We start from the raw sequence: 20,609 nt of genomic DNA on the forward strand, positions 1-20,609 counted from the left end.
CAGTCCCAAGATCGTCCTCAGCCAAACATCAAGATCGACCGGACAGGCCCTAGCGGGGCGATGGGGCCGGGCAGGGCCGCGAGCCGGTCGCGATCACCTCGTCGGGCGGGCGGCCAAGGGGCCGATCCGGTGCCACTGCCGGCGCACGACCGTTCCCGAACGCTCGAGGCGACGACGCCCGCCCCTGGGCCGCAGGTCGAGCCGCCGGACGGGACCGGCCGGAACGCCACTCCCTCGTCGAGGGTGCACGCCTCGGGGCCCTCGCGCGGCCCGTGCGGCGACTGGCCGTCACGAGGCATCGACCGGTCTGGCCGCGCCGCGCCGATCACCGTGTGCCGCAGCGCCTCACGGACCTCGCGCCCGCCTTTATGCGGGACGTCTTGGTGGAGTTGGCAGACCGCTGCATCGCATAGCCGGGCCGACACCCGGTGGTGGGCGCCTTCCGGCCGCGTGTATGCCGGGCGCGTTCTGGCCGCGTGTATGCCGGGCGCGTTCTGGGGCGGGGCGTGCGCCGTGCCGGTACCGCGGCGGGAACGGGCCGAGCCCGGCCGCGTCCGCGCACCGACCTGCAAGCCGGTGCCGGACGCGGCCGGCGGCCCGTTCCCGCCCCTGCCGGCCGTCGGCCGGGGTGGGGGTGACCGGCGGCGCGGCTCAGGGGGAGACGGGCAGGGCCACCCAGGACGGGTGGGACGGGTCGTGCCAGATCTTCAGGCCCTTGCCGACCGAGTCGCCGAGCTGGGGGAGCGGCGGGAACAGGTGCGGGAAGTCGGCGGTCTGGATCGACACGCGCAGCCGGTGCCCGGGCTTGATCTCGGCGGCGATCGGGAAGACCTCGACGTCGACGGCCACCGGGGTGTTCTTGGGCACGGCCTTGGCGGACGCCTTGGTGTACGGGTGGTACGGCTGGACGATCAGGCCGTCGCGCCGGACGGTCTTGGCCTCGTCCAGCGCCCGCAGGGACAGCACCTGCCAGCCGCTGGTGAGCTGGGTCGCCTTCCCGTCGGGGGCGACGTCCTCGACCCGCACGGTGAGCTGGCCGTCGCGGGCGGCGGTGGACACGACCAGGTGCGCGTTGATCGGTCCGGTGAGCCGCAGCGGCTTGTCGACGGGCAGGTCGTAGGCGACGCCGAGTTCGTCGTTCCGGCTGTTGTCGTGCTCGCAGGACAGGCCGAGGTACTTGAGGAACCCCATGCCCGCCCACTGGATCGTGGACCGGCTGCACAGCCCGGCGAACGGGTTCCAGGGGACGTAGTCGGGGCCGCCGCCGCCCTGCCCGGTCGTCAGGGTGCCGGGGCGTCCCGGCACGGCCTGCCCGGACAGCCGGTACGCCTGGTAGCGGGTTCCGGCGGGCGGCCACTGGGAGGTCTTCACCCAGCGTCCCGAGCCGTTCTCGAAGTAGGTGACCGGCGCGACGTCCCGGTCCAGGCCGGGGTCGGGGACCTCCCGTACGTAGTGGTCGAACCAGCGCAGCATGAGCTCCTGCAGCGACGGGCCGGGCGGCACCGGGGTGCCGGGGATGGTCAGGCCGACCGACGGCGCGACGCCGTCGATGTGGTACCACGGCCCGTAGACGAACTTGGCGGGCACGCCGCGTGCCGCGAGCCGCTGGTACAGCATCGGCTCACTGCGCTGGAAGATGTCGAACTCGCCGCCGACGACGAACGTCGGCACGTCCACCTTGTCGATGATCTCCAGCGGGGAGCGCGTCCGGTAGAACGGGCCGTCGTACGCCTTGTCGCCGCCGGTGAGCGCGTTGAGGACCAGGGCGATCTGGAACGCGCCGATGTTGCCGAAGTGCTCGCGCAGCACCTCGGCGGCCCGGGCGGGGTCGGAGCCCGAGTAGGTGGGCGGCAGCACGCTGGTCAGGGAGACCGCGGCGAGCCACAGCGGCACGAAGCCGAGGCCGAGCTGCCCGCCGGTGCCGATCACGTCGCGGTAGGAGTCGCCCATCGGCACCACGGGGAACAGCGCCTTCAGCCCCTTGGGCCGCTGGGCGGCGGTGAACAGCTGGTTGATGCCGCCGTAGGAGGCCCCGGACAAGCCCACCCGGCCGTCGCTCCAGGGGCGTTCCGGGGACGCGGCCCACTCGACGACCTCGGCGCCGTCGCGCTGCTCGCGGGCGCTGAACGCCTCCCACCTGCCGTGCGAGCCGCCGGTGCCGCGCACGTCCACGATCACCTGCACGTAGCCGCGCTGGACGAGGTAGTCGCCGGCCATGTTCGCGACGGGCACCGTCTTGTTGTACGGGGTCATGGTGACGATCACCGGGAAGCGGCCGGGCACGGGGCGGCCGTTGCGCGCGGGGCGGCGGATGTCGGCGACCAGCCGGACACCGTCGCTCATGGTCAGCGTGACGTCCCTCTCGGTCGCCACCTCGTAGGCGGCGGGACGGGGCGTCCAAGCGGTGGACTCCCATGCCGCGGGCGATGCGGCGGCCGCACGTGCGGTGAGCGCGGTCGGCACGGAGGGAGCGGCGTGGACGGGGGCGGCGGTGCCGAGCGAGAGCGCGGCGATGGCGAGGGGCGCAGTCCAGCGGGTGGCGAGGCGCATCGGGGGGTGACCTCCAGGACAAGTTTCCCGCCGGTAACGTAACGAGCCGCTTACTTCAGGACAAGTATTGACACATCGTCCAGTAGCGGGTACGGCATGCGCCGGCCGAAGGTCAATATGCTGGGGCGGCGGTTGTCCCGGGCGGTGACGGAGAGGTGGCGCGTTGGGGGTTCGCAAGCAGAAGGCGGCCGAGACGGAACGTGCGCTCAAGGACGCCGCACGCAGGCTGTTCGTCGAACGCGGCTATCTCGACACCAAGATCACCGACATCACCCGGGCGGCGGGCCGGGCCACCGGGTCCTTCTACGAGCACTTCACCGGCAAGGAGGACCTGCTCGCCGCGCTGCTGCGCGACATGGACCGCGACACCGACGTCGAGCTGGAGGCCCAGGGGCAGCCGCGCGAGCACGATCTGACCGACCCCGCGCAACTGCGCGTGCACATCGAGCTCTACTGGAAGATGCTCACCGAGCACCTTCCGGTGGCGGCCGCGCGGTTCCAGGCGATGATCGCCGCACCGCCCGAGTCGGGCCGCGCCTGGCGCACCCTGGCCGACGACACCGCCGTCCTCCGCGACCACCTGGAATACCTGCGGGAGCAGGGGCACGAGCTCCCCGGCGACCCCACGCTGATCGCCGCCGCCATGGGCGCGATGCTCGGCATGCTCGGATACGCCCTGCTCACCGCCGGACAGGACGCCCCCGACCTTTCCGGCGACCAGATCGTCGACGCCCTCACCGCCTTCGTCCTGAACGGCCTGGCGGGCCCTCACCCGTCTCCGGACGGCAAAGAAACCCCATGACGCGGGCGCGGTGCTCGGCCGGCGTGCCCCACGCCGCGTACAGGGCGCGGGCCTTGCGGATCCACAGCGACGGCGCGTACTCGTCGGTGTAGCCGATCGCCCCGTGCACCTGCAGAGCGGCCTTCGCCGCGGCATAGGACGCCTCGGCCGCCGCGGCCTTGGCCGCCGAGACGTCGCGGGGGAAGTCCGGCGTCCCGTAGGACAGCGCGGCGCCGTGCACGAGCGGACGGGCGAACTCCAGCCCGACCAGCGCGTCCGCCAGCCGGTGCTTGACCGCCTGGAACTCGCCGATGGCGCGGCCGAACTGCCGCCGCGTCCTGGCGTACTCCACCGACACCTCCAGCAGGGCGCGTCCGACGCCCAGCTGCTGCGACGCGCACAGCAACGCGGCGACGTCGACGGCCCGGGCGGTGGCGGCCGCCTGCCCCAGAGGCGCCTCCGGGACGACCTCGAACATCCGCCGCGCCGGATCGATGCCCGGACGCATCGCCGCGGGACGCGCCGTCCGCGGCGGCGCGTCGTCGGCGACGGCCACCACGAGATCGGCGACGTCGGCGTCCAGCGCATAGGGCCGAGCCAGCGAGATCACCGCCTCCCCGGCCGCGACGCGCGGCAGCCACCGCGCGGCCGGTTCGCCGCCCAGGCCGTCGAGCAGCACCGCCGCGGCGAGCGTCTCGACGAACGGCCCGGGAACCGCGTGCCGTCCCAGCTCGTACGCCGCCGTGACCAGCTCCACCGGCAGCACCCCGGCGCCGCCGTGCGCCTCGGGCACCGCCAGCGCGAAGACCCCCGCCTCGGCCGCCGCCCGCCACAGCGCCCGCCCCGGCGCGGCGTCGCCGGCCCCCCATGCGCGGATCGCGGCCGGGGTGTCGGCCTCGGCGAGCAGCTTGTGCAGAGTCTCGCCGAACAAGCGCTGCTCGGCGTCCAGGACGAACTTCACCGCGTCCCCCTCGGCAGGCCGAGCACCCGCTCGGCGACGACGTCGCGCTGGATCTCGTTGGTGCCCGCGTAGATCGGCCCGGCCAGGGAGAACACGTAGCCCTCCAGCCAGTCCCCGGCGAGCTCGCCGTCGGCCCCCAGCAGGTCGAGCGCGGTCTCGTGCAGCGCCACGTCGAACTGCGACCAGAACAGCTTGTTCATGCTGGCCTCGGCGCCGATGCCGTCGGTGCGCGACACCGTCTCAAAGCCCTTCAACCGGTACGCGCGGGCCTTGATCCACGCGTCCGCCACCCGGTCGCGCAGCGCCGTGTCGGACGGATCGCCCCGCTCCCGCCACAGCGCCACGAGCCGCTCGGCCGCGGCGGTGAAACGCCCGGGTGAGCGCAGGGTGAGGCCGCGCTCGTTGCCCGCGGTGCTCATCGCCACCCGCCAGCCGTCCCCCGGCGCGCCGATCACGTCCTCGTCGGGGACGAACACGTCGTCCAGGAACAGCTCGGCGAACGCGGGCTTGCCGTCCAGCCGCCCGATGGGGCGCACGGTCACCCCGTCGGCGTCCAGCGGGAACATCAGGTACGTCAGCCCGCGATGGCGGTCCGCGTCGGGATCGGACCGGAACAGCCCGAACGCCCGGTCGGCGAACGCCGCCCGCGAACTCCACGTCTTCTGCCCGTTCAGCAGCCACCCGCCGTCGACCCGCCGCGCCGTGGCGCGCAGGGACGCCAGGTCGCTGCCCGCGCCCGGCTCCGACCACGCCTGCGCCCAGATCACCTCGCCGCGCGCCATGGGCGGCAGGACGGCCGCGAGCTGCTCGGGCGTACCGTGCTCGAACAGGGTGGGCGCGAGCAGGTTGATGCCGTTCTGGCTGACACGTCCCGGGGCGCCGGCCGCGTAGTACTCCTCCTCGAAGATCAGCCATTGCAGCGTGGACGCGCCCCGCCCGCCGTACTCCTCGGGCCACGACACCGCCGACAGGCGCGCGGCGCCCAGCTCCCGCTCCCACTCCCGGTGCGCCGCGAAGCCCTCCTCGGTCTCCAGCGACGGCAGCGGCTCGGCGGGCACATGCTCGCGCAGCCACGCCCGCACCTCGCCCCGGAACGCCTCGTCGGCCGCACCGAACTCAAGATCCATCCTGGCCCGCCCCTGTCGCATTACCTAACAATCGCTTGGTAGATTAACCCATTGCGGACACGGGACGCAGCAGCCGCAAACCGCCACCGCACGCGGCCCGCATCGCCGCCCGCCGCCGAACACTCCCGACAACGGGTGCACGTGGACGTCAGGGAGCCGGGCGACATCCCTGACGGCGGCGGCCGCCATGCCCACGGTCGCGCCATCGGTACATACAGCGGGCTGGCCCCGCAAGATCCCTGGCCGCCCCAGCGCGGCGGCAATGCACGGTGCCGTGTCCCTGATTCGTGGGAACGCTCGTCGACACAGCCGGCCCCGCAAGTGCGTCAGGGCCTATGCGGACTTCCAAGTGACCGGGCGCCGCTTCGGTACGGGCGTACCTGGCAGGGGCGATGGCACACGCCCTACGGCGTGTCACGGCCCGGTGGTGCACGCTCGGCACGGCGGGTGGCGCCACCGCGCCGGGTTGATGGCGTTGCGGCGTCAGCGAGGCGGTCGCATCGCAGACGGGCGGGCGGTCGCCGCCCCGCTTCGCTCACACATGGCGGCGGCGCCACGGAGCCGCACAGGCGGCGGACGACGTGGCTGCCAAGATCCGCCGGACAGGGCCTGGGGAAGCGCCGCAAACGAGGGCGTCATTTTCGGCAACCAGTTCCAGTTGCGTCTGCCCGGGGCTGTCGCAGAGTCGTCGCCGCAGGCATGTCAGATGACTTTGGGTGCCCGGCTTGATGCCGCACCCCAGGCCGCGGGGTGTGCGGCGCCAGGGGGTGGTCGACGGCCGCGCGCGCGTGTCGTTGTCGGGGATGCGTGCAGCGTTGTGGCCGCGACGCGCATGCCGGATGACCTTTGGCGTCCGGCGGGTCAGCGCCCGTTGATGTGCCGGTGCGCTGACCCGCTCGTCCGCGACGCCGGTCCTATGCGGGTTCGTTGCCGGGCTTCCATTTGATGCCGCAGCCCATGCTGGGGGTGTGCGGCTCGGGCACGGGCTCTCCTGCCAGGACGCGGTCGACGGCCGCGCGCAGGGACGCACCGTTCACCGGCGCGTCGTTCTTGGGACGGGCGGCGTCGAACTCGCCCCGGTACGCCAGCCGCCGGTCGGCGTCGTAGAGGAAGAAGTCGGGTGTGCAGGCGGCCCGGTACGCCTTGGCGACGTCCTGCGACTCGTCGATCAGGTACGGGAAGGTGAACCCGGCGCGCTTGACCTGCTCGCGCAGGTGGTCGGCGCCGTCATCGGGGTACCGCTCGACGTCGTTGCTGCAGATCGCCACGGTGGCCAAGCCCTTGGCGCGGTACTCGGCCGTCACGGCGCCGATGCCGCTCTCGATCCGGCGCACGTAAGGGCAGTGGTTCGACAGGAACACCACCAGCAGCGCCGGAGCGTCGGCGAAGTCGGTGAGCGACACCGTGCCGCCGTCGATCGACGGCAGGGCGAACCCGGGCGCCGGCGTGCCCAGCGGAACCATGAAGGATGCGATCGCCATGCCCCCCATTCTGACCCACGGTCCGTAACGCATGGCGCCCGGCGGCCGCGATGGTGCGCAAGATCCCATATGCCGTGATCAACGCTTTGACGTCGTTATGGACCAGTCCAATGTGCGGACGCATCGGGCATCACCGGCGCCAAGCGATGGCCGGAACTCTTGCCTCGCCTTCCCGGCACCCCGGAAACGGCTGGTCCAAGCACCGGCGGATGTCTGATTTATTCCCTCGATCGACGAGGTGCAGCACTCCAGCCTTTTCGTGCTCGGTTGACGCTCTGTCCCCGAGTGCGCTATCTGTGGCGCGGGGGGAGCACGAAATTCGCGCGACGGGGACCACGCGACGGGACGAACGGCGACTCAATGGGCACTCCCTTCCCACCGGGATTCAGCGGCATCGACCCTGACCTGATGGCCGACATGATCAAAGAGTTCCGGCGCGGCCGCGCCGATATCACGGGCGCGCTGGCGTCCTACCGGTCCCGGCTGCCCGCGCTGGGCGTGGACGTCTCCCCGCTGTCGTACGTCGACCGCGTGTGCGCGTGGATCGACGAGCAACTGCCCATGCTCACCCGCCGGAAGGATCTCGCCGTCGCGCTGGACGACAGCTCCGAACGGGGCCTCGCCTCAGTTGACGAGTCGCTCATCGTCTCCCCGGCCGACGCCCGCCGCCAGGGCACCATCCTCGCCGTTCTCTTCAAGAGCACTCGGCTGGACGAAGGCGCCTACCACGACGTCCTCAACGAACTCGGCATGCACCGTTTCGACGCCGACTACGCCGCCGCCTTCTTCGCGGCCCTCGGCCCCGAACTGACTGGCCGCCTTCCCTCACTCATCAAGAAATACGCGCGTGAAGGGCACGCGGACCGCCAACTTCGGGAGACCAGCCAGGCGTTCGGCAGCGCCGTCTCCGGCGGCATGGACGTCCCCAAATTCAACTCGGTCGCCAAGGCGATGTTCGAGACCAAGATGTTCAGGGAGGAGCGGCAAGGCGTGGCCTCTCTGGTCGCCTACGGCACCTTCCCGCCCGAATGGCTGGCCTCCCTCGCCCGGGTCCACGCGCTCGACCCGGCCTACCGCCGGCTGTCGTCGGGCCTGTCCGCCCGGAGCGACCTCACCGGCACCGACTGGGAGAGCATCCGGGAAATGCTGCGGGCACTGAGCAACAATCCCGCCGCCGCCCGCCTCGCGTTCCAAGGAACGGCCGAGGCGAACCCGCGCCCGACCGGCAAATCTGGCCCGTACCTGTTGCCGTCCAAGCCCGAGCCCGATCTCGGGCACGTCATCTCCACGTTCACCCGGCTCTCGGTCTTCGACGAGCAGGCCGTCGAGCAACTCGGCCGGGCGCTCGCGGCGGGTTCCGGCGCGTACGACGAGAAGGACGGCGCCCACTCCCGAGAGGCCGGGCGCTTCGCGTTCACGGTGATGACCACGCTCCAGGACAAGGTGCCCGACGGCATGCAGATCCCCATGTCGCAGATCGCCGGCGCGTACGCCACTGAGATCGCCGAGGGCGCCAACATCGATGACCGCAACCAGGACACCGCTTTCGGAAAGGTCAAGTCGTATACGCCGGGGCTGAAGCCGATGTTCAGCCTCAGCCCTCAGGACACGTACGCCTTCCTGAAGACCTTCGCCGATTCCCCCGAGCACATGAAGCCCTTCGAACAGGGCATGGGCGCTCTCGCCCGAAGCCTGGGCGCCGAGGGCATACGCATCGAGACGGCCAAGGCGAAGGGGCGGATCCGCCACGATGCACCCGGTCTCGAACGCGTCATGCAGGCCCTCGGTTACGTGGCCGGCCTGCAGTCACAGGCTCAGCGGACCGTCCAGGGCGACCTCGACGAGCAGGACGCCAAGAAGCGCGAGCAGCTGCGCGCGCTCATGGACGCGGGGATCGACGTCGGCTCGTTCTTCGTCCCATCGGCGTCGGTGGCAGACGAGGTCGTCTGGGAGTTCTTCACCAAACAGATCGGCCAGGGCGCGGACGCCTACATGGCGGCCGCGGGCAAGGACACCCGGTTGAAGCGCCTGGAGAACAAGGAACTCCAGATGGCAATCGGCCTGCAGCACGCCGTGGTCCAGCGCCTGATCGAACGCGGGTATCCCATAAAGGTCAGCGTCTGGCAGGCCGACCATCCGCACCCGGGCTACCTGTTCTACAACAACGAAAACGGCCACCTGTACCCGTGGAAGGAGATCAAGAGCGAGCCCAGACTGCTGGACAACTACATTGCCTGGCTCAACGCCAACGGCCGCGGCGGCGACAGCGAGGACGCCTTCGGACAGGTCGCCGTCAACGCCATGAACGATTTTCGTGGTGCGTACAAGGGGGCCGTCGACAAGATTCTGGAGTGGGAGCAGGAGTCGAAAAAATAGAGAGGTGGTCAGCCTCTGCGCAGGCATTCGGTGGCGCCGTGAACCTCGATTTTCTTCCGGGAGGGAACTGAAAGCCGCAGCCAGGTTCGCGTCACCTTGTTGTGAATCTTGATCTGTGACGGTTCTCCGTCGTAGGTGGCGCGATTGTCTTCTGTGATGGTGAATTCTGTGAGCTTGGAGAGTGAACCTACCATACGATTCTTGATCTCGACCGGCGTCAGAGCGGCGGAGGTTTTGTTCTCGGCCACGACCGCGTACGTACGTTTGACTTTTCCTTGTTCGCAGGGCAAATCTCTGCCGCCGGGGTCGGTGACTTTCGGGTTGCGAGGCGCTGCCCCACCCAATGCGGCATTGACCTGCGCGCGCAACGATTTCTCTGCCTCGGCGACGGTGGGGCCCTCGGGGTCCTTGCCGCCGCAGGAGGATGTGATGAGCGCGGCTGTCAGTGCAAGAGCGGTGACTTGGTGCCAGCGTCTGAACATGCCGCTCCTTCGCATCCTTTGCCGTGCGCCACAACACCTTCTGCCTCTAGAATGCCGTTGTTCTCCGGTCTCCGCCACTGTGCAGGAGGAAGATCATGACCCCGGGTATGGTTCCGAATCCGAAGTATCGGGAGCTGGAGGAACTTCTGCGCAAGTTGCGGCGGGACGCCGACGTTGTGGAACACGCGCTCGACAAACCGATCAAGCGGATGGCGAGCCGTCAAGTGTGGGTCAGCGACAAGGGTGGAGCAGCGGTCATCTTCGAGCGCGAACTGCACGACCAGCGCAGACGGCTGCGTTCCGCGATGCGTGACTTGATCGCATCGGTCGAGGATGCCCTTCGTCGCACTCCAGAGGAGGTGACTCCATTGGAAGCCGCCTTTGGCGGTAAATAGGGTCGCCCGTAAATCGGGCATGACCATGCTCGACGGCTCCCCTTGAGGATCGCGGACGCGTCGCCAACTCGATTCTCAAGCCCTTCAGGATGAGCCTGTGCGGATTGGGCAGGCGCGGACTTGCGTCCGTTGGGCTCGTATGGGGGGCTGGACTGCTTGCGCTGCATCGGAGGTCTGCTACTGCCCCTCCCCGAAAGAGAGCACCTCTTACGCGGTCGCAGGATCCTCGCGCGTCGGCTGACAGCCACCACCCCAGACGCAGCCACGCTGCACTGACCGCAACCGGGCTGCAGCAGGACCCGGCACATCACGGCCCTACTGAACGCCTGGCCACGTACCACAGTGCCGTGATCGGTGCGCCACACCCGCAGGCGCCGGCGTCCATGGCTTGAGCGATCGACAGTGCGGGTCTACCGTGCGGCCTCCATATGGCTGTCCAGGTACTCGATCAATCGCCTTTCGCTGGCTAGCAGCCACTCACGACGTTCGGGAGGCAGGGCGGCCAGCGCGTCGGGGAGCGCTCGGTCGCGCGGCACATGGACCGTCGCGCCGGTGTAGACGCCGCAGCCGGAGCACCACGACAGCCCGATGCACCGTTCATAGTGCGGAGAGTCGGCTGGGTGGATGCGGTAGGCGTAAGAGCGCATGGCCGTCCGACAGGCGGTGCAGATCCAGCACCCCTGATCCTGGACGGTGTCCCACCTGCTGACCTTGCGCCAGCGCCGCGAGCGGGATGGTTCTCTTCGGTACGCCATGAGGTGCATCGTCCCCCAGCCGTCCATGTCCCTGGCGGCTTACCGCGCATGCCCCAGGTGATAACAGGCCGCGGGTTGCAGTAGGCCAGGGGGCGGTGCGGTCAGTGGAAGCCGTTCGGCCACGCCACCATGCGTCCGGCCACCCAGCGTTCGCCAGCCGAGGCGGTCACAGCCCCGAGCCGCGGCAGTGTTGCGCGAAGGTCTTGGACGGCGGGGCGGTCTCGGTGCTCGAGGGGCACTGTGCGGAGGACGATGCTGGCTCTTTCGGTGATCATGGGGCTGCGGTATGCGGATGGGAGGGACTCGCGCGGCAGTGCCTTACCGGGGCCTTCTGTTCCGTCGCGGTCAGTGCAGTGGGGGCGCGTGCGGAGCGACGGCGGCAAGTGTGGCGCGGAGATCTCGGACGGCTGGGCGGTGTTGCTGATCGAGGGGCACCGTGCGCAAAAGGATCTTTCCCGTCTCGGTGATCATGGCACTGCGATGGGTTGTCGGGAGGGCGTCGATTATCGCGGTGGCTTGTTGCGCACCTTGGTCGATGCCGCCGTTCACCACGGTGCAGATGGCCTCGTGTAGTCGTGTGTTGGTGGCATGTTGGTATCTGGGGTTGTGTGCCAGTAGTCGACTACGTGCTTCATCGGCCTTCCTCTCGTCACCGGCGAGTGCGTAGACCCAGCTTTCGGCAAAGTGCCGCTGGCCAAAGCTCCATCGGGTTGGGATGATGTGTGCGCGCCAGTCGTCGCCTTCGTAATCCACGAAGGTTGCCAGTTCCCGCTTGGCCTCGTCATGCCGACCGAGCAGCATGAGTGCCTTGGCACGTGTGCCGGCGAGATCGGCGTACCAGAAGGAAGACGTGTCCGGCCCAAGATCCCGTGCTTTGTCGACGAGCGCAAGGACCGTTGAGATGTCGCGTTGTCCGTAGAGTCCGCAGCCCGCTTCTTCACAGCGGACCATAAGGCGGACATGGAGATCTCCGGATGCATCGGACGCTGACTTCGCCGTACGCCACCAGTGGATCGCCGCTGAGTGATCACCTAGGCGAGTCAGCGTGTTGGCCAGGATGAACGACTGCACAGCCGCTACCCGGCTCAGGTCCGGAATGATCTTGGTGTTGGCTCTCTTCAGTTGACGTTGAAGGGCCAGAAAATCGATCAGAAGGCCGTCACGAACGTGGACCGGTGGCTGGCTATGCAGTGCGTGCATGTGATCAACGCAGGCCAGTTCCCAGTCTTCGACGGAGCGGTCTTCGCTCATGAGGACGATGCCGAGGAGTTGGCGGATCGGTTCGCCGGATGAGGCCAGGCCACCGGCCCCCAGGCTCAGGACGAGCAGTTCCAGTAGACGACGACGTTCCATGGTGGCCCAATCGTCTGGTTGTGGTCAGTGCAGTGCGGTCGCGTTCAGTGGGCTGTCAGTGTTGAGCAGAGGTCGCGGACGGTTCGCTGGTCGGGTGACGTCTGCCGAGGGAGGCGTCGGCGGTTTCGACGTTTGCGAGGCTGCGGTAGGTGGGGGGAGCGGGGGTGGCGTGGCGGGGCCTGCCGGGTGCCCTTGTTGTTCGAGCGCGGTCAGTGCGGTGCGGTTGTGTGCGGGGTGGTGGCTGCCAGCGCCGAGCGGAGATCTCGGACTGTAGGACGGTTCGCTGGTCGGTGGTGCTGTGCGGGGGCGAGTTGGCGGTGTCGCTGATTACAGCGCTGTGGTGTGCGAGTGGGAGCAAGGCCGGTATGGCCCTGCCCTGCGGAGCGCCCGTGTCGTCCGGTCACGGTCAATGCGGTGAGGCAGTGGCGGTGAGTGTGGTGCGGAGGCATTGGACGGTGGGGCGGTCTTGCTGGCCGGGGGGTACGCGCGGAGGGCTATGCCGGTGGTCTCAGTGATCACGATGCTTCGGTATGCGGGTGAGAGCGGTTCTGGTATTGCTGTGGCCTGCCGGGTGTCCTTGTTGTTTGGTTGTGGTCAGTGCAGTGCGGTTGTGTGTGGGGCGGTGGCTGTCAGCGTCGCGCGGAGGTCTTGGACGGCTGGGCGGTCCCGCTGGTCGAAAGGCACCGTGCGCAGGACGATCTTGCCGGTTTCGGTGATCATTGCGCTGCGGTGGGTTGTTGGCAGGGCGTCGAGTATTGCGGTGGCTTGTTGCGTGCCCCGGTCGATGCCGCCTTGGGCGACGGTGCAGATGGCTTCGTGGAGGTGCACGTTGGCGAGGTATTGATAGTCGCCGTTGTAGGCGAGCACCTGGGTGCGTGCCGCGTCTGCCTTCGCCTCGTCGCCTGCTGCCGCGTAGACCCAGCTCTCGGCGAAGTGCGTCTGATCGGGGCACCAGATTGTCGGGATGACGGTGGAAGGACCTTCGTTCCCGGCGTGGGTGACGTACGTGCGAAGTTCTTGTTTGGCCTCGTCGTGTCGGCCGAGGAGGGTGAGGGCCTTGGCTCGTGTGCCGGCGAGATCGGCGTACCAGTAGGAGGATGGGCCTGATGCGAGGGCTCGTGCCTTGTCCACCAGCGCGAGAACCGTCGAGATGTCTCGCTGCCCGTAAAGGGCGCAACCAGCTTCTTCAGCGCGAATCAGAAGCCGGAGGTTGAGATCGCCGGAGGCGTCGGCGGCGGCCTTGGCCGTGCGCCACCAGTGGATGGCGGCCGCGTGGTTGCCAAGGCGCGTCAGTGCGTTGGCCAGGATGAGGGACAACCCGGCGGCGGACCGGTTCAGGTCGGGAAGGTCCTTGGTGTCGGCCTTCTTCAATTGACGCTGGAGGGCCAGAAGATCGATGAGGAGACCGTCCCGGACCTGGATCGGGGGCCTGGTGCGAAGTGCGTGCAAATGATCAACGCAGGCCAGTTCCCAGTCTTCGGCGGAGCGGTCTTCGCTCATGAGGACGATGTCGAGGAGTTGGCGGATCGGTTCGCCGGATGAGGCCAGGCCACCGGCCCCCAGGCTCAGTGCGAGCAGTTCCAGCAGGCGGCGACGCTCCATGTCGTACCAATCGTCGGAGGTGGCGCTGTCCTCCAAGGTACCCGCGAGGTCAACGGCCCGCTGTATGGGATCCGGGACCCCGAACAGCTTCTCGACGGTGGTGTCGAACGCGGTGGCATAGGCCCTCGACCAGTCCCGGGGGAAGTGCTTGCCCTTTTCCCAGTCGTAGATCTGCCGCGCGAGGTTGACGACGTTCCCGTAGGAGAGGCCGGCCGCCCGCATCAGTTGCCGGGCCATCTCGTGCTTGCTCCAACCGCGCCTTTCGCGTTCGGCCCAGATGCGCAGGGCCCACTTCGGCGGCTGCTGATCGCTCATCGTCTCGCTCCTCTCGATCAGCATGTTGATCGGCGCGGTCCGCCTAGAGAGGCGCCTCCCCGGGCGGTCTCGGTCATTCTCACCTGTCCTTGCGCCGCGTGACGTGGATTCACTGAGAGTCATGTGAAAAGCGGGTTGCGGACTCCCGGAGGTCAGCGACTTATGCCCCTTTTGGAAGGAAAAGGCGTCCGTTTGGTGCGACGCCGCCGTCCCGCCTCGATCGGTGACCGCGGAGGTTTCATCCCCATGAAAGATCGTGCTTCTGAGCGCGACATGCCCGCCGGGGCGGGCGGGCTCGGTTCGACGGCCGGACGGACGGTGCGGGGCGCGGACGCTTCCGGGGCGGCTGTCATCGTGGCCGGAGGGTGTTCGGTATGGGCGCTGCCTCAGGACACGACGATCGCGGCGGTTGCGCGGGGAAAGGTGCGGGAGACGCTGCGGGCGCTACTGATCCCCGAGGAGATGGTGGGGGACGCGGCCACGATGGTGTCGGAGCTGGCGACGAACGTCCTCGTGCATGTGCTGCGGGACCGCTGCCGGCCGCCGGGGCAGCCGGAGTTGTGGATGTACCGGCGGGGCAAGGCGCCGCAGATCGTGACCAAGGTCTTCGATGACGGCCCATGGAAGGGGGCCGTCCCGCATCAGCCCCTTCGTCCCCCACCAGGCGCCGAGGGCGGTCGTGGGCTCGAACTGGTGAACGGCCTCACGGGCGAGCACGGTGGCGAGTGGGGAGTCCACCGGACGAGATCCCGGCTCGGGTGCCCGCCCGGCTGCGGCAAGGCGGTCTATTTCGCGTTGCCCGCGCCGGAGGACAGCCCGGCGTCGCTGCCCTTGATCCGCCGGGGCTGCCGAGAGGCGTCGCGTGACCTGGAGGCCGCGCTGAGAGCACGCGGCCTGGGCCCGTTGCACCGCTCAGAGGGCTGGGACATGTCAGTGCTATCGGTGCGGGCAGGGGTCACCGTGTGGGCACGGGACGGTGGACTGGCGGTGACCACGCCCGCGGGGATGCTGCGGTTCCCGCCTGGGGACGTGACCGAGGCGGCGGAGACGATCGTGTGTCACTGCGAGGACCTGGATGCGAGGTGACGAACTGCCCGACCTGCTGACCACGGCCGAGGTCGCCGCGCTGTTCCGCGTCGCCAGGTCGACGGTCTCCGGCTGGGCCTCGCGGGGCCTCCTGCCGCCCGTCCGAACCCCCAGCGGCCGCCTTCGCTTCCACCGCGCCGACATCGAGGCCCTCCTGCGGCACGGACTCGACCCTCGATGAGTTATCCACAGATCGTGATTCGGCTGACGCGGACCGTGACGACTTGCCAGGCTTGAACCCGAGACCTCCCAGCCCCCGGTCAGGAGTAAGGAGACGAAAACGATGCTGCTTCGGAGCGCCGTGATCAAGGCCCGGTTGCTGGCTCTGGAAGAGTACGTCGGGATGCCCAGGCCGCGCGGCGGCGTGACCATCTCGGCCAGGCTCGACGCCCAGCACGCCTTGCTCGTCGCCCTCAGCACCACACGCAGCGACATGAACCGGCGCCTGACCGCGGTGGAGGACCGCCTGACCGAAGTCGAAGAACGGCTGAGCAGTGTCGATGGCCGCCTTACCCGGGTCGAAGGGCGGCTGACCGGTGTGGAGATGCGGCTGACGGAGATCGAGAACTCGATGGGCAAGGTCCTGTGGGGGATGACCGAGATCAAGAACATGCTCAGGGAGCAGAACAGCCCGCCGGACCAATCCCGACCGGCCGGCCCGCATCGCTGACACACGTCCACGTCTCGGCCGACCTCCACCCTCAAGGCTGCGGCTCTCGCCCAGAGACAAGACCGGGTACCCCGCACCGCCCGTTCCACAGAACGGCTCCGCGGCGATTCCCCGAACCACAGCGCGGCTGCGGAAGACGGAGGCCACCCTACTAGGCTGTGTCCGGTGGATCATGGCGGCCGCGTGTCCGCCTCCGGTGAAGCCGCCCCGCCGACAGAACAAGACGGTCCAAAAACCGCATCGAGCTGCCCGAAGTGAGGTGCGGCACCGCCGCCCCGGCGCCCGGCCCGGCCCGTCACCACCGGCCGGAGCGCCCCGGCCACCGCGCTGCTGCGGATCCACCATTGATCCACTGGACAGGCCTTAGGCGCGCATGGCCTGCGACCGTTGGACCATACACAGGTCGAGTTTCTCGCGCAGCGCCCCGAGCGTGGGGCCGCTCTTGCACGTGTGGGCAGCAACGTGTTTCCCGAGTGGACGGCGCGCGTGCGTGCAGCCGTTCGCGGGCACTTCTGGTGGGCTGCTTGTGCCGCCACCCCAAAGCCGAACATCGCCACTACCAGCGGCACCGTGGATGTCGATCTGCGTGTAGTGCAGCTTGGCCGCGTCGTGCAGCACGGCTGGGAACAGCCGGACCCGTTCGTCGGGCGGGCGGGGCATCGCGGCAGGTCGGCCAGCGCCTCGCACGCATTCGCCGTGCGTCTCGGCGTCGCCCTCTCGCCATGGCGCACCGCGTCCTGCGGGACGCCCGCGCATGGTGTCGCGTGCTCGCCGATTGGGGCTGGCCAGCAGGCGGGATGCACGCCGAGGAGGTCTGCGGCCGCGGTTTCGCCGGGCCGCGCGGGGTGCTGGACGAGCATGCCGGGTACACGCTGCTGCTGGACGGCCTGGACGCGTTGGTTCTCGACGACCCCGCAGGGGCGCCCGGGTGCTCATCCCCGGGTGGCGCCGCGTCACCACCCCACTGCCGACGCTGCCGTCGGCCCGCGGTTTTCAGTCGATGCAGCGTGGGTTTTGGGTGGCGAGTGCTGCGCGTGTAGGGCTGTGCGGCGTCGTCCAGCCGGTCTGCGTACTGTCGGACAGCGTCAGCGGCGGGTTCGCGGTTGGTTCGTGGTTTTCTGGCGGTGTGGCGTGGGGTTGCAGCCCTGCATGTGCAGTCGATTGGTCCGTGTGCTGTCGGACGGCTCCGTCAGTAGCGGGTTCGGGGTTGGTCCGTGGTTTTTGGCGGTGTGGCGTGGGTCTTGCGGTGGTGGATGTTGCGCATGTAGGGGCTGCACGGCGTCGTCCCGTCAGTTCGCGTGCCGCAGATGCCGCGGTCGGCTCGTGGTTTTCAGTCGAGGCGGCGCAGGCTCTTGCGGTAGTCGCGAGCGTTGCGTACGTAGAGCTGCACCGCTTCTTCCAGCCAGTCCGCGTGGCGGGTCTGCTCGCCCATCGGGCGGACGCGGGCGGGGACGCCCAGCGCCATGGAGCCCGGCGGCACCTCGAGATCCTCGGGGACCAGGGCGGAGGCGCCGACGATGGAGCCGGTGCCGATCCGGGCGCGGTTGAGGACGACCGAGCCGGAGCCGATCAGGCAGCGGTCCTCGACCGTGCAGCCTTCGGCGTGCACGTTGTGGCCGACGACGCAGTCGGCGCCGATCAGTGTGGGCCATTCCTCGGTCGTGTGCAGCACCGTGCCGTCCTGGACGGAAGTGCGGGCACCGACCTCGATGCGGCCGTAGTCGCCGCGCAGCACCGCGTTCGGCCAGACGGACGACTCCGGGCCCAGCGTCACCGCACCGATCACCACTGCGTCCGGGTGCACGTAGGCGGTCTCGTGGATGACGGGTACCCGGTCGCCGAGTGCGTAGACGGCCATGCGGTCCTCCTTTGAAGGTCGGCAAACGCGGCCCCGGCCGGACATGCCGGGAAACACTGCGCATACCAGCGTTCCAGGTCGCTCAGCGCGGGATACACCCGGAGGGCATAGCGCCCATGGGCGACTGCGGTGATCTCTCGTCTGGGCGGGGAGCGGCGAGGGCACGCGCGTTGCGGGGGTGCCGCCCGGAACTTGTGACCAGGCGCAACACGCGGGGCGGCCTGGCCAGGTCGTGTCCGGTGGATCATGCTGGGGCCACAATAGTGCGGCGACCAGGGAGTTCCCGGCCCGGGGGTGACGAGCGAGCGTGGCGCTCCCCGGCCTCACTTGTACCAGTCGTCGCCGTCCGCGTCCGCCCTGCGCCGCAGGTAGTCCTCCAGCGACGTGGCGACCCGCTTGCGTTCGTCGGTTTCGTGATCCCACACGTACACGCCGCCGTGCGGTCCGGACGGGCCCTGGACGTAGCCGAACTGGTCGCCGCCGCCGTTGTCCCCGATGAACATCAGCCGGTCGAAAGATCCGTAAAGGCCGCCGAGGTCGCCGTTCCGCCGGAACTCGGTGTTCTCCCGGACGATCTCCTGCGCCGACCACACCAGTCCGGATCCGTACTCGGCCCGCACGCCGTTGGCCTGCCGCAGCAGTTCCCGCAGCTCGTCCGGCACCGCCTGACCCAGCCGCCGCTCGATCTCGTCGATCTCCCCGTCGGACGCGGGAGCGGCGAACTCCGCGTCGCCGTACAGGCGCCCGATGAGTTCTCTCCACATGGCGGGTCCTTCCGCGGTCTGCGAAACGGCGATCACGACGGAGACGGTGACCGCGGGCGGCGTCATCGAATCCTCAGCGCGCGGCCTTGGGCGCGGCCCGCCTCGGCGGCCGGCCCGCGGGTGGCCGGATCGAGCGGATTCGGGCCGATGGCCGTCCGCGACGCCTCGTCCGGTTCGATGACCGCGACCTCGGCGCCGTTCGCGCGCAGCTCCTCGACGGTCCGGTCCAGCGGCCTGTCGGTCGGGACCAGTTCGACGCCGCCCAGCGGGGCGAGCACCACGACCCGGGACGCCCCGGCGGCGTAGTCGGCGTTGGCGGCGGAGCGGATGCCGCCGTCCATGTACCGGCGTCCGCCGATCGCCACCGGCGGCCACACGCCGGGCACGGCGCAGCTCGCCGCGACGGCGTCGACCAGGTCCACGCCCGAGGCGTTGTCGAACACCCGCGGCTCACCGCTCTCGGCGTCCACCGCGACGATCTTCAACGTGCGCTCCGGCCACGCGTGGGACGGCAGCCGCGACTCGATCACCGCCCGCCGCTCCGACGCCGGGACGGTGGCGGCCTCGAGCGCGTACCCGCCCACCGCCCGCCGGACCTCCGCGACGGTGCCCGCGTCGCGCAGCATGGCGGCGAAGTCGGCGCCGAACTTCTCCAGGTCCAGCTCGGCCATGAGCTCGGCGGACTGCAGCTCCGGCTCGACCTGCCGGGCGAAAAGCTCATCCAGGCTGAGATCGCTGCCCAGCTGCGCAGCGACGGTCGAGCCCGCGGACGTCCCCACGATCACATCGGCGCCGGTGACGTCCTGTCCCGCGTCGGCCAGCCCGGCGAGCACGCCGGTGATCCAGGCGATTCCTCCGGCGCCCCCGCCGCCCAGCACCAGCGCCTCGGTCATGGCCGTCTCCCATTCGTCGAGTACCGCTGAGTATTCCCCGCCTCGCGGTGGCCCTGCCGGATCGCTGCCGCCGAGCCCGCCGACAGGGAGGGACCGGTCAGGCTCCGGCCGCCGTTGAGCACGAGCCTCGTCCGTCCGGGGCGCCGGGACTGCGTGTGGGCGGACGTCTGCTGCATGCCGCCGATCACGTCCGTGGGATGCCCTCGGCGGTGCTGTCGCGGGAGCTGCCCGGCCGGTTGACTGCCTCGGTGGACCGCGGGCAGGTGCTGACAGCGGTGACGGCTCGCACAAGGGTGGGGCTCTCGATCCCGACTGGCGGCATGTGCCCGATGGTGGTCTGTGTGGCGCCTGGTCGGTCCGTGTGGGGGGTGCCCAGCGGTGCCGTCGCGGGAGCTGCCCGCCCTTCTCGCCGGGGTAGCCGCTGTTCAGCAGGCGGCTCGGCTCCGACTGCGCCAAAGCCACGGCACCGCAGCAGGCGACGGACGAGCAGGCTGCCGCCCCCCGCACTGAAGATCGGCCGCAGCCGAATGCCAAGATCCACCGGGTATGGCCTGGGCTGACCTCGGCGCCGGGGCTGGGAGCAGGCCGTGGGCGAGCCCGCCACCAGGTACTCGTGCGGGGGCATCCCCGTCAGGGCCGTGTTGTCGGCGCGTCGGGGTATCCGCATCGGGCGGCGAGGGCGCGGGTGTCGAGCGGTCTCTGGGACTGTCGGTGGGCCGTAGGAGGATGGCGGCGTGGAGTGGAAACTCGAAGCGGTGCCGGTGCCCGTCTCGGACGTGGACCGGGCGAAGGTCTTCTACGGCGAGCAGGTCGGGTTCGCCGTGGACATCGACCGGGAGCTCCCCGGGGGACGGCGGCTCGTGCAGCTCACGCCGCCCGGGTCCGGATGCTCGATCCACCTGGTCACCGACGGGGAGCCCGGCAGCGTCAAGGGGCTCACGCTCGTGGTCGGCGATATCGAGGCCGCCCACGCGGAACTGGCGGGGCGGGGCGTTCCGGTCAGCGACGTGGTGCACATCGAGGACGGGGAGCGGCGCCCGGGGCGCGGCGAGAAGCCCTGGAGCACGATGATCTTCTTCAGCGACCCCGACGACAACCGGTGGGTCGTCCAGGAACGGCCCGCTCCGGCGGCCTGACCGACTGCGCACCTTGGGCGCTTG

The 20,609-nt window shown here is 69.7% G+C and carries 17 protein-coding genes; 7 read left to right on the forward strand and 10 right to left on the reverse strand.

Annotated features, from left to right (window positions below):
* Positions 1–651: 651 nt before the first annotated feature.
* Positions 652–2,550 (reverse strand): CocE/NonD family hydrolase, encoded by a 1,899-nt coding sequence (locus ABD879_RS14520; protein WP_345021625.1) that lies wholly within the window; start codon positions 2,548–2,550, stop codon positions 652–654.
* 163 nt (positions 2,551–2,713) lie between these two features.
* Between ABD879_RS14520 and ABD879_RS14525 the strand changes: the two genes are divergently transcribed.
* Positions 2,714–3,352, forward strand: coding sequence for a TetR/AcrR family transcriptional regulator (locus tag ABD879_RS14525; protein ID WP_345021626.1), 639 nt, complete (start codon positions 2,714–2,716; stop codon positions 3,350–3,352).
* Here the strand turns inward: ABD879_RS14525 and ABD879_RS14530 are convergent.
* From ABD879_RS14530 to ABD879_RS14540, 3 genes are all read right to left on the reverse strand, one after another.
* On the reverse strand, positions 3,285–4,292 hold the full coding sequence (locus tag ABD879_RS14530) for an acyl-CoA dehydrogenase family protein (protein ID WP_345021628.1): 1,008 nt from the start codon (positions 4,290–4,292) through the stop codon (positions 3,285–3,287). The two genes, ABD879_RS14525 and ABD879_RS14530, sit on opposite strands and share 68 nt — an antisense overlap.
* Positions 4,289–5,419 (reverse strand): acyl-CoA dehydrogenase family protein, encoded by a 1,131-nt coding sequence (locus ABD879_RS14535; RefSeq protein ID WP_345021630.1) that lies wholly within the window; start codon positions 5,417–5,419, stop codon positions 4,289–4,291. The genes ABD879_RS14530 and ABD879_RS14535 overlap by 4 nt, the downstream gene beginning before the upstream one ends.
* A 914-nt stretch (positions 5,420–6,333) precedes the next feature.
* Positions 6,334–6,900, reverse strand: a complete 567-nt coding sequence (locus tag ABD879_RS14540) for a thioredoxin family protein (RefSeq protein WP_345021632.1) — start codon at positions 6,898–6,900, stop codon at positions 6,334–6,336.
* 408 nt (positions 6,901–7,308) lie between these two features.
* Here ABD879_RS14540 and ABD879_RS14545 point away from each other — a divergent pair, with 408 nt between their 5' ends.
* Complete coding sequence (locus ABD879_RS14545) at positions 7,309–9,276, forward strand: hypothetical protein (protein WP_345021634.1); 1,968 nt, start codon at positions 7,309–7,311, stop codon at positions 9,274–9,276.
* Positions 9,277–9,284: 8 nt separating this feature from the next.
* On the opposite strand, the gene ABD879_RS14550 is transcribed toward ABD879_RS14545, so the two are convergent.
* A complete protein-coding gene (locus ABD879_RS14550; protein WP_345021635.1) occupies positions 9,285–9,758 on the reverse strand; it encodes a hypothetical protein in 474 nt (157 codons plus the stop codon).
* Positions 9,759–9,853: 95 nt separating this feature from the next.
* On the opposite strand from ABD879_RS14550, the gene ABD879_RS14555 reads away from it, so the two are divergent.
* Positions 9,854–10,153, forward strand: coding sequence for a hypothetical protein (locus tag ABD879_RS14555; protein WP_345021636.1), 300 nt, complete (start codon positions 9,854–9,856; stop codon positions 10,151–10,153).
* 1,100 nt (positions 10,154–11,253) lie between these two features.
* Here the strand turns inward: ABD879_RS14555 and ABD879_RS14560 are convergent.
* Complete coding sequence (locus ABD879_RS14560) at positions 11,254–12,261, reverse strand: hypothetical protein (RefSeq protein ID WP_345021637.1); 1,008 nt, start codon at positions 12,259–12,261, stop codon at positions 11,254–11,256.
* Between the two features lie 594 nt (positions 12,262–12,855).
* Positions 12,856–14,178, reverse strand: a complete 1,323-nt coding sequence (locus ABD879_RS14565; RefSeq protein WP_345021638.1) for a helix-turn-helix transcriptional regulator — start codon at positions 14,176–14,178, stop codon at positions 12,856–12,858.
* Positions 14,179–14,424: 246 nt separating this feature from the next.
* On the opposite strand from ABD879_RS14565, the gene ABD879_RS14570 reads away from it, so the two are divergent.
* The 3 genes from ABD879_RS14570 to ABD879_RS14580 all read left to right on the forward strand — a co-directional run bounded on the left by ABD879_RS14570 (position 14,425) and on the right by ABD879_RS14580 (position 15,934).
* A complete protein-coding gene (locus tag ABD879_RS14570; RefSeq protein WP_345021640.1) occupies positions 14,425–15,264 on the forward strand; it encodes an ATP-binding protein in 840 nt (279 codons plus the stop codon).
* The gene (locus ABD879_RS14575) at positions 15,254–15,445 is read left to right on the forward strand and encodes a helix-turn-helix domain-containing protein (RefSeq protein ID WP_345021643.1); all 192 of its coding nucleotides are present in this window, start codon (positions 15,254–15,256) and stop codon (positions 15,443–15,445) included. Before ABD879_RS14570 ends, ABD879_RS14575 begins: the two co-directional genes overlap by 11 nt.
* Before the next feature lie 102 nt (positions 15,446–15,547).
* Entirely contained in the window at positions 15,548–15,934 is a 387-nt protein-coding gene (locus ABD879_RS14580; RefSeq protein ID WP_345021645.1) for a hypothetical protein, read from the forward strand.
* 1,330 nt (positions 15,935–17,264) lie between these two features.
* Here the strand turns inward: ABD879_RS14580 and ABD879_RS14585 are convergent.
* The 3 genes from ABD879_RS14585 to ABD879_RS14595 all read right to left on the reverse strand — a co-directional run bounded on the left by ABD879_RS14585 (position 17,265) and on the right by ABD879_RS14595 (position 19,449).
* Entirely contained in the window at positions 17,265–17,792 is a 528-nt protein-coding gene (locus tag ABD879_RS14585; protein WP_345021647.1) for a gamma carbonic anhydrase family protein, read from the reverse strand.
* Between the two features lie 323 nt (positions 17,793–18,115).
* A complete protein-coding gene (locus tag ABD879_RS14590; RefSeq protein WP_345021649.1) occupies positions 18,116–18,556 on the reverse strand; it encodes an SMI1/KNR4 family protein in 441 nt (146 codons plus the stop codon).
* A gap of 62 nt (positions 18,557–18,618) precedes the next feature.
* On the reverse strand, positions 18,619–19,449 hold the full coding sequence (locus ABD879_RS14595) for a patatin-like phospholipase family protein (RefSeq protein ID WP_345021650.1): 831 nt from the start codon (positions 19,447–19,449) through the stop codon (positions 18,619–18,621).
* A gap of 734 nt (positions 19,450–20,183) precedes the next feature.
* Between ABD879_RS14595 and ABD879_RS14600 the strand changes: the two genes are divergently transcribed.
* Positions 20,184–20,585, forward strand: a complete 402-nt coding sequence (locus ABD879_RS14600; RefSeq protein ID WP_345021651.1) for a VOC family protein — start codon at positions 20,184–20,186, stop codon at positions 20,583–20,585.
* The last annotated feature ends 24 nt before the right edge of the window (positions 20,586–20,609 follow it).

The sequence above is a fragment of the Actinomadura keratinilytica genome, assembly GCF_039539665.1.
Taxonomy (GTDB): Bacteria; Actinomycetota; Actinomycetes; order Streptosporangiales; family Streptosporangiaceae; genus Spirillospora; species Spirillospora keratinilytica.

What these genes read in the sequence shown, in the direction of transcription:
- ABD879_RS14575 (WP_345021643.1), top strand. Translation starts at nt 15,254, where the DNA reads ATGCGAGGTGACGAACTGCCCGACCTGCTGACCACGGCCGAGGTCGCC.
- ABD879_RS14595 (WP_345021650.1), bottom strand. Translation starts at nt 19,449, where the DNA reads ATGACCGAGGCGCTGGTGCTGGGCGGCGGGGGCGCCGGAGGAATCGCC.
- ABD879_RS14555 (WP_345021636.1), top strand. Translation starts at nt 9,854, where the DNA reads ATGACCCCGGGTATGGTTCCGAATCCGAAGTATCGGGAGCTGGAGGAA.
- ABD879_RS14590 (WP_345021649.1), bottom strand. Translation starts at nt 18,556, where the DNA reads ATGTGGAGAGAACTCATCGGGCGCCTGTACGGCGACGCGGAGTTCGCC.
- ABD879_RS14520 (WP_345021625.1), bottom strand. Translation starts at nt 2,550, where the DNA reads ATGCGCCTCGCCACCCGCTGGACTGCGCCCCTCGCCATCGCCGCGCTC.
- ABD879_RS14580 (WP_345021645.1), top strand. Translation starts at nt 15,548, where the DNA reads ATGCTGCTTCGGAGCGCCGTGATCAAGGCCCGGTTGCTGGCTCTGGAA.
- ABD879_RS14585 (WP_345021647.1), bottom strand. Translation starts at nt 17,792, where the DNA reads ATGGCCGTCTACGCACTCGGCGACCGGGTACCCGTCATCCACGAGACC.
- ABD879_RS14535 (WP_345021630.1), bottom strand. Translation starts at nt 5,419, where the DNA reads ATGGATCTTGAGTTCGGTGCGGCCGACGAGGCGTTCCGGGGCGAGGTG.
- ABD879_RS14545 (WP_345021634.1), top strand. Translation starts at nt 7,309, where the DNA reads ATGGCCGACATGATCAAAGAGTTCCGGCGCGGCCGCGCCGATATCACG.
- ABD879_RS14565 (WP_345021638.1), bottom strand. Translation starts at nt 14,178, where the DNA reads ATGAGCGATCAGCAGCCGCCGAAGTGGGCCCTGCGCATCTGGGCCGAA.
- ABD879_RS14550 (WP_345021635.1), bottom strand. Translation starts at nt 9,758, where the DNA reads ATGTTCAGACGCTGGCACCAAGTCACCGCTCTTGCACTGACAGCCGCG.
- ABD879_RS14570 (WP_345021640.1), top strand. Translation starts at nt 14,425, where the DNA reads ATGAAAGATCGTGCTTCTGAGCGCGACATGCCCGCCGGGGCGGGCGGG.
- ABD879_RS14540 (WP_345021632.1), bottom strand. Translation starts at nt 6,900, where the DNA reads ATGGCGATCGCATCCTTCATGGTTCCGCTGGGCACGCCGGCGCCCGGG.
- ABD879_RS14560 (WP_345021637.1), bottom strand. Translation starts at nt 12,261, where the DNA reads ATGGAACGTCGTCGTCTACTGGAACTGCTCGTCCTGAGCCTGGGGGCC.